At 71.2% G+C, this 6,550-nt stretch carries 10 protein-coding genes and 1 other RNA gene; 5 read left to right on the forward strand and 6 right to left on the reverse strand.

Annotation, left to right across the window (positions count from 1 at the left end; genetic code table 11):
* Window positions 1-635: metallophosphoesterase family protein (locus tag OZN99_RS22570; protein ID WP_270937510.1), on the forward strand; the 635-nt coding region annotated here is incomplete at its 5' end.
* Here the strand turns inward: OZN99_RS22570 and OZN99_RS22575 are convergent.
* The 6 genes from OZN99_RS22575 to ssrA all read right to left on the reverse strand — a co-directional run bounded on the left by OZN99_RS22575 (window position 611) and on the right by ssrA (window position 4,530).
* Entirely contained in the window at window positions 611-1,024 is a 414-nt protein-coding gene (locus OZN99_RS22575) for a VOC family protein (protein ID WP_270937511.1), read from the reverse strand. The genes OZN99_RS22570 and OZN99_RS22575 overlap by 25 nt on opposite strands.
* Before the next feature lie 2 nt (window positions 1,025-1,026).
* Window positions 1,027-1,425 carry a RidA family protein gene (locus tag OZN99_RS22580; RefSeq protein ID WP_270937512.1) on the reverse strand — a complete coding sequence of 133 codons (399 nt, stop codon included), beginning with the start codon at window positions 1,423-1,425 and terminating at the stop codon, window positions 1,027-1,029.
* Window positions 1,425-1,676: a DUF1272 domain-containing protein gene (locus OZN99_RS22585; protein ID WP_270937513.1), complete on the reverse strand. Its 252-nt coding sequence runs from the start codon at window positions 1,674-1,676 to the stop codon at window positions 1,425-1,427. The genes OZN99_RS22580 and OZN99_RS22585 overlap by 1 nt, the downstream gene beginning before the upstream one ends.
* 7 nt (window positions 1,677-1,683) lie before the next feature.
* On the reverse strand, window positions 1,684-3,354 hold the full coding sequence (locus OZN99_RS22590; RefSeq protein ID WP_270937514.1) for a fumarate hydratase: 1,671 nt from the start codon (window positions 3,352-3,354) through the stop codon (window positions 1,684-1,686).
* A gap of 103 nt (window positions 3,355-3,457) precedes the next feature.
* A complete protein-coding gene (locus OZN99_RS22595; protein ID WP_270937515.1) occupies window positions 3,458-3,964 on the reverse strand; it encodes an SspB family protein in 507 nt (168 codons plus the stop codon).
* Between the two features lie 238 nt (window positions 3,965-4,202).
* Window positions 4,203-4,530: a transfer-messenger RNA gene (gene ssrA / locus OZN99_RS22600) on the reverse strand.
* 39 nt (window positions 4,531-4,569) lie between these two features.
* Between ssrA and thyX the strand changes: the two genes are divergently transcribed.
* The 4 genes from thyX to OZN99_RS22620 form a co-directional block, all read left to right on the forward strand.
* A complete protein-coding gene (gene thyX / locus OZN99_RS22605; protein ID WP_270937516.1) occupies window positions 4,570-5,508 on the forward strand; it encodes an FAD-dependent thymidylate synthase in 939 nt (312 codons plus the stop codon).
* Entirely contained in the window at window positions 5,498-5,722 is a 225-nt protein-coding gene (locus OZN99_RS22610) for a hypothetical protein (protein WP_270937517.1), read from the forward strand. Before thyX ends, OZN99_RS22610 begins: the two co-directional genes overlap by 11 nt.
* Window positions 5,719-6,327: an HD domain-containing protein gene (locus OZN99_RS22615; protein ID WP_270937518.1), complete on the forward strand. Its 609-nt coding sequence runs from the start codon at window positions 5,719-5,721 to the stop codon at window positions 6,325-6,327. The genes OZN99_RS22610 and OZN99_RS22615 overlap by 4 nt, the downstream gene beginning before the upstream one ends.
* The coding region (locus tag OZN99_RS22620) for a PfkB family carbohydrate kinase (protein WP_270937519.1) at window positions 6,324-6,550 on the forward strand (227 nt) is incomplete at its 3' end. The genes OZN99_RS22615 and OZN99_RS22620, both read left to right, overlap by 4 nt.

Here is a 6,550-nt window from a genome sequence, read left to right on the forward strand (position 1 = left end):
GCGTCGGGCCGACGCTGTCCGGCTTCCTGGCCGAGGGCGGGCGCGCGGCGGCGATGGCGGCCTTCCTGGACGGCGGGCGCGCCCCGCGCGGCGCGCCGCATCCGCGCGAGGTCTGGGAGGCCGTCTTCCCGATGGTGCTGCCGCCGGCCGAGCCGGACGGGCTGGGCGCGGTGCTGCTGGACAGCAACGCGCTGACGCAGTTCTCCTTCACCAATGCGCTCGGCATCCTGGCGGCGCAGGAGCTGCACGCGGCGGAGCGAGCCATGGCGCAATGGCCGGAGGCGCGCTGGCTGGTCTGCCTGCACCACCACCTGGTCGAGTATCCGCGGGCCGGGGTGAAGCTGGCCGACCGCATCGCGACTGCGCTGACCAACGGCCATTGGGTGCTGGCGCGGCTGCGGCGGCAGGCGGCGCGCCTGGTGGTGCTGCACGGCCACCGGCACACCGACTGGACGGGCGAGTGCGGCGGCGTGCGGATCCTCTCGGCGCCGTCGCCGGTGATGGGGCCGGCCGATCCGGCGACGCCGCGCGGCTTCTGGATCCACGGCCTGGCCCCCGGCCCGGCCGGCGCGCTGGACCTGCTGGCGCCGGAGCGGGTGGTGGTCCCCGGTCAGCCGGGGAAGGCGTCGCCGTAGCTGGCGATCTCGATCAGGTTGCCGTCGGGGTCGCGGCAATAGACCGAGCGGATCGGGCCCAGCGCACCCTGCTTGGCGACCGGGCCGAGCTCCACCGTCACGCCGCAATGCTCGAGATGCGCCACCACCTCCTCCGGCGGGACGGTGACGACGAAGCAGAGGTCCTGCGTGCCGGGGAGGGCGGTGACGGAGGAGAACCACTCCTCCTGCGTCGCGGTCTTCGGGCGCAGGTTGATCTTCTGGCCGCCGAACTTCAGCGCCGTGCGGCGCTGCGCGGTGCCGAACTCCTCGCGCTCCATGCCGAGCACGCGCTGGTACCAGCCCGCGCTGACCTCCACGTCGCTGCAGGTGATGACCAGGTGGTCGAGACGGTCCACGGCGAAGCGCATGTCTAGATGTTCCCTTCGCGCCGCGGCAGGCGGGCGGTCACTTCGATCTCGATCTTCATCTCGGGCGACTGCAGCCCGGCGACGAGCATGGTGGCGGCGGGGCGCGCATTGCCGAGCCAGCGCTTCACCACCGGCCAGCAGGGCGGCCAGTCCGTGCGGTCGGGCAGGATGAAGGTGGCGCGCACCACGTCGTCCGGCGTCGCGCCGGCCTGCCGGAGGGCGGCATCGATGTTGCGGAAGCACTGCTCGCATTGCGCCACGACATCGGGCGCGAGGGTCATGCTGGCGTAGTCGTAGCCGGTGGTGCCGGAGACGAAGACGGTATCCCCGTCCACCACGGCGCGCGAATAGCCGATCTCGTCCTCGAAGCGGCTGCCGGAGGAGATGAGGCGGCGGGTCATCAGGCCGGGCTGCAGGCCGGGAGGCTCGAGCGCTTGCGCGCGGTGGAGGCGGGGAACTTCGCCAACTTGGCGGCGGGCCGGATCGGGCGTGCGACCAGTTCGCCGCCGCAATTCGGGCAGACGCCGCCGGGCAGGCGGCTGGCCGCGCAGTCGCGGCACCAGGTGCATTCGAAGGAGCAGATCAGCGCCTCCCGCGAATCAGGCGGGAGGTCGCGGCCGCAGCATTCGCAGTTCGGGCGGAGTTCCAGCATGCGCCGGCTACTCCAGCCCCTCGTAGAAGTCGTTGCCCTTGTCGTCCACGACGATGAAGGCGGGGAAGTCCTCGACCTCGATGCGCCAGACGGCCTCCATGCCGAGCTCGGGGTATTCCAGCACCTCGACCTTGCGGATGCAGTCCTGCGCCAGGCGGGCCGCGGGGCCGCCGACGGAGCCAAGGTAGAAGCCGCCATAGGTCCTGCAGGCGTTCAGCACGGCCTTGGACCTGTTGCCCTTGGCCAGCATCACGAAGCTGCCGCCGGCCTTCTGGAAGGCCTCGACATAGCTGTCCATGCGGCCGGCCGTGGTCGGGCCGAAGCTGCCTGTTGCGTAGCCCTGCGGCGTCTTGGCGGGGCCGGCGTAATAGACCGGGTGGTTCTTCATGTAGTCGGGCAGGCCCTGGCCGGCATCCAGCCTCTCCTGCAGCTTGGCATGGGCGATGTCGCGCGCCACCACCATCGTGCCGGTGAGGGAGACGCGGGTCTTGACCGGGTGCTTCGAGAGCTCGGCGCGGATCTCGCTCATCGGGCGGTTCAGGTCGATCTTCACCACGTCTCCGCCGAGGATCTCGTCCGTCGCCTCCGGCAGGTATCTCGCCGGGTCGTGCTCCAGCTCCTCGAGGAAGACGCCCTCGGGCGTGATCTTCGCCTTGATCTGGCGGTCGGCGGAGCAGCTGACGCCGATGCCGATGGGCAGCGACGCGCCGTGCCTGGGCAGGCGGATCACGCGGACGTCGTGGCAGAAATACTTGCCGCCGAACTGCGCGCCGATGCCGAGGTTCTGCGTGAGCTTGTGGACCTCCTTCTCGAACTCCGTGTCGCGGAAGGCGTGCCCAGCCATGCTGCCCTCGGTCGGCAGCGCGTCGAGGTAGCGGGTGGAAGCGAGCTTGACGGTCTTGAGCGTGGCTTCCGCGCTGGTGCCGCCGATCACCACCGCCAGGTGGTAGGGCGGGCAGGCGGAGGTGCCGAGGGACTTGATCTTGTCCTCCAGGAACTTCAGCAGCTTGTCCTTGGACAGCACGGCGCGGGTCTGCTGGAACAGGAAGGTCTTGTTGGCGCTGCCGCCGCCCTTCAGCACGAACATCAGGTGCAGCTCGTCGGCGTGGTGGTCGCCGGGGGCGGCCATGATGGAGAACTCGACCGGCAGGTTGTTGCCGGTGTTCTTCTCCTCCCACATGGTCAGCGGCGCCATCTGGGAATAGCGCAGGTTGGTCTCGGTGTAGGTGCGGTGGACGCCGTAGGACAGCGCCTCCTCCTCGTCGCCCTCGATCCAGACGCGCTGGCCCTTCTTGCCGAAGACGATGGCGGTGCCGGTGTCCTGGCACATGGGCAGCACGCCGCCGGCGGCGATGTTGGCGTTGCGCAGCAGGTCGAGTGCCACGAAGCGGTCGTTCGGGGTCGCCTCCGGGTCCTTCAGGATGTTCGCCAGCTGCTGCAGGTGGCCCGGGCGCAGCAGGTGGGAGACGTCGCGGCAGGCGGCGAAGGCCAGCTGCTCCAGCGCCTGCGGCGTGACCTTCACGATGGTCCGCCCGTCGCACTGCACGGTGGAGACGCCCTGGATGTCCAGCTTGCGATAGGGCGTCGGGTCGGCGCCGAGGGGGAACATCGGGCTGTAGTTGAAGCCGGACGGTCGCGTGGGCGTGGTGACCGGGCTGTCGATGTCGAGCGGGGGCATTGGCTTCTCCGCGGGCCTTCCGCGGAGGGTGGTAGCGCAGCGCGGCCGCCGCGCCAACGCCGGGGCCGGGCCGCCTGACTCCTACTCCCGCGCCGGGCGGCGACTATTCCCGCGCCGGGCGGCGACGGAACGCGTCCAGGCTGACAACCTGGGCGGGGGCCTCCGCATCGCCCTCCGGGCGGGGCGGGGCGGCAGGGGCGTCGGCCGGCTCGGCCTTCTCGCCGTGCTCCAGCGTGGGCTGGAAGCGCAGGCCGTAGCGGACGGAGGGGTCGGCGAAGCCCGTGAGCGCGGCGAAGGGCACGACCAGGGTGGCGGGCACACCGCCGAAATAGAGGCGGACGCTGAACTGGCGCTCCGTGCGGTCCACCGTCAGCGCCTCGAACTGGTGCTGCAGGACGATGGTCATCTCCTGCGGGTAGCGGGCCTTGAGGTGCCCGGGCAGCTTGGCGGCCGGGTGGTCGGTGCGGAAGGTCAGGTAGAAATGATGCTCGCCGGGCAGCCCCTCCTTCGCGGCGAGTTCCAGCGCGCGCAGCACGACCTCGCGCAGCGCGTCGTCGGTCCAGCGCTCATAGGGGATGAGGCTCGCGGCGGGGCGTACGTCGTCGCTCATGGGGCTTCCCTGTCCAGGCAACCATAGGGCGATGGGAAGGCCCGGAAAAGGGTCGGCTGCCGGTCGCGACGCGGGCGCATCGGCGCTTAACGAATGCCGGATGCGCCGGGAGCAGGTGCCACCCCGATGGGCCGCAAAGCGGCCCCGCGCGCAGAGCGGCCGCATGGCCCATTGCAACAGCGCGTAGGCGCGAAAGCCAAGGCCGCGGAGCGGCCGCCCGGCGCCTGAGGGCAAATAGAGTGGGGGGCTTCTGTTGCCCGGCGCCCCCCGAGCCGCGCTTACCTAGTGTTAGGCAGCGAGTGCGACAGCCTCGCGGCTGTTGTCGTTCGCACTTAGGATTTAGCCCGATAACGGCGGTACAATGCCGGGCAAAAGCGACCCCTTTACCACGCGCGTCGAGCCTGTTTCGCCCCCGCTCCGGCCGCCCCGACAAGGGCTGGGCTGATTGGTGGAGGCGCCGGGCACTGCCCCCGGGTCCGCAACGCTTATTCCAGGTCGTGTTTATCGCCATAGCCGGCAAGCCGGCGGAGACAGATATAGGACGCCGCTCGCTGGGAATCGAGGGGTGCTTCCGCTAGGAAGGCCCGATTTCGGGGGACCCGGGCATGGCGCTGACCGCCGAGCAGCAGCAGGAGATCGAGGCCGCGCGCGGCGCCGCCGCGGCGACGCGCCGACCCACAGTCCCCGCCCTGGAAGCCATGCTGTTCCAGGCGATGCCCGTGCTCGACCACGGTTTCGTCCGCGTGGTGGACTACATGGGCGACGATGCCGCCATCGTGCAGGCGGCGCGCGTCAGCTACGGCCGCGGCACGCGGGCGGCGAACGAGGATCGCGGGCTGATCCGCTACCTCATGCGCCACCGGCACTCCACGCCCTTCGAGATGTGCGAGATCAAGTATCACGTGAAGCTGCCGATCTTCGTGGCGCGGCAGTGGATCCGCCACCGCACGGCGAACGTGAACGAGTACAGCGCCCGCTACTCCATCCTGGACCGCGAATTCTACATCCCGGAGCCGCAGCACCTGGCCGCGCAATCCGCCGTGAACCGTCAGGGCCGCGGCGCCGTGCTGGAAGGGCCGGAGGCGGCGCGGGTGCTGGACCTGTTGCGCGAGGACGCGACGCGCAACTACGACCACTACCTCGAGATGCTGAACGAGGACGACCAGGGCAGCCCGCTGGACCCCGCGCGGCACGGCCTGGCCCGCGAGCTGGCGCGGATGAACCTCACGCTGAACACCTACACCCAGTGGTACTGGAAGACGGACCTCCACAACCTCTTCCACTTCCTGTCGCTGCGGGCCGACGCCCATGCGCAGTACGAGATCCGCGCCTATGCCGAGGCGATGATGGCCAGCGCGGAGGCCTGGGTGCCGATGGCCGCGGCGGCCTTCCGCGACTACCGGCTGGGGGCGGTGACCTTCTCGGCGCAGATGCTGTCGATCGTGAAGCGGATGGTGGCCGGGGAGCAGGTGGCGCAGGAGGGGTCGGGCCTGTCGAAGCGCGAATGGCGCGAGCTGATGGAGGCGCTGGGGCGTGGCGAGTAGCGCTTCCGTCACGAAGCGCGGCAGCGCGAAGCCGCGCGGCAAGGGCGCTGCGACCGCCCGTGGCGCGCTGGCCCGCTGGTGGAAGGTGGCGCTGCTGGTCGTGCTCGCCACCATCGGCCTGCCGCTGGCGCATGCGATCTTCGGCGAGGTGGCGGCGCTGCTGGGCGGCGCGACGCTGCTGGGCTTCCTGCTGGGACGGTGGACGGCACGATGACGCCGGATCGCATCGCGGCCGTGGTCGATTTCCTGGCGCTCGCCGACCGGCTGAAGCATGTCGAGCGGCGCGGGCGGACCGTGTCGCCGGATGGCGCGGCGCGGCAGGAGAACTCGGCCGAGCATTGCTGGAACGTCGCGCTGGTGGCGCTGCTGCTGCATGGCGAGGTCGCCGATCCCCCGGATCTCGGCCATGTGCTGGCGATGATCGCGGCGCATGACCTAGTGGAGGTCGAGGCGGGCGACACCTTCGCCTATGACGAGGCGCATGTGCTGACCCAGGCGGAACGCGAGCGCGCCGCGGCCGATGTGGTGTTCGGCAGCCTGCCGCCCGACCTCGGCGCGCGGCTGCGCGGGTTGTGGGAGGAGTTCGAGGAGGGCGTCACCCCCGCCGCGCGCTTCGCCATGGCCTGCGATCGCGCCCAGGGCTTCCTGCAGGGCGTGATCGGCACCGGCCATTGGCGGCAGGAGGGCGTCACGGAGCAGCAGACCCATGGCCGCATGGCGCCGGCGCGGAAGGTCGCGCCGGTGTTCGAGGCGCTGATCGCGGCGCTCTACGACCGCGCGCGGCAGGGCGGGATGTTCGCGGAGCCCGGCGCGCGATGACCGTGCTGGTCTTCGGCTCGGCCAATGCCGACCTGGTCTTCGCGGTGCCCGCGCTGCCCGCGCCGGGCGTGACGGTGATGGGCGAGGGCGTGCGCAGCTTCCCCGGCGGCAAGGGCGCGAACCAGGCGGTGGCGGCGGCGCGCGACGGCGCCGCCACGGTCTTCGCCGGCTGCGTCGGCCGCGACGGCTTCGCGGAGGTCGCGACCGCCGCGCTGCGTGAGGC

The organism is Falsiroseomonas oryzae (genome assembly GCF_027856955.1).
In the GTDB taxonomy this organism is placed as follows: domain Bacteria; phylum Pseudomonadota; class Alphaproteobacteria; order Acetobacterales; family Acetobacteraceae; genus Falsiroseomonas; species Falsiroseomonas oryzae.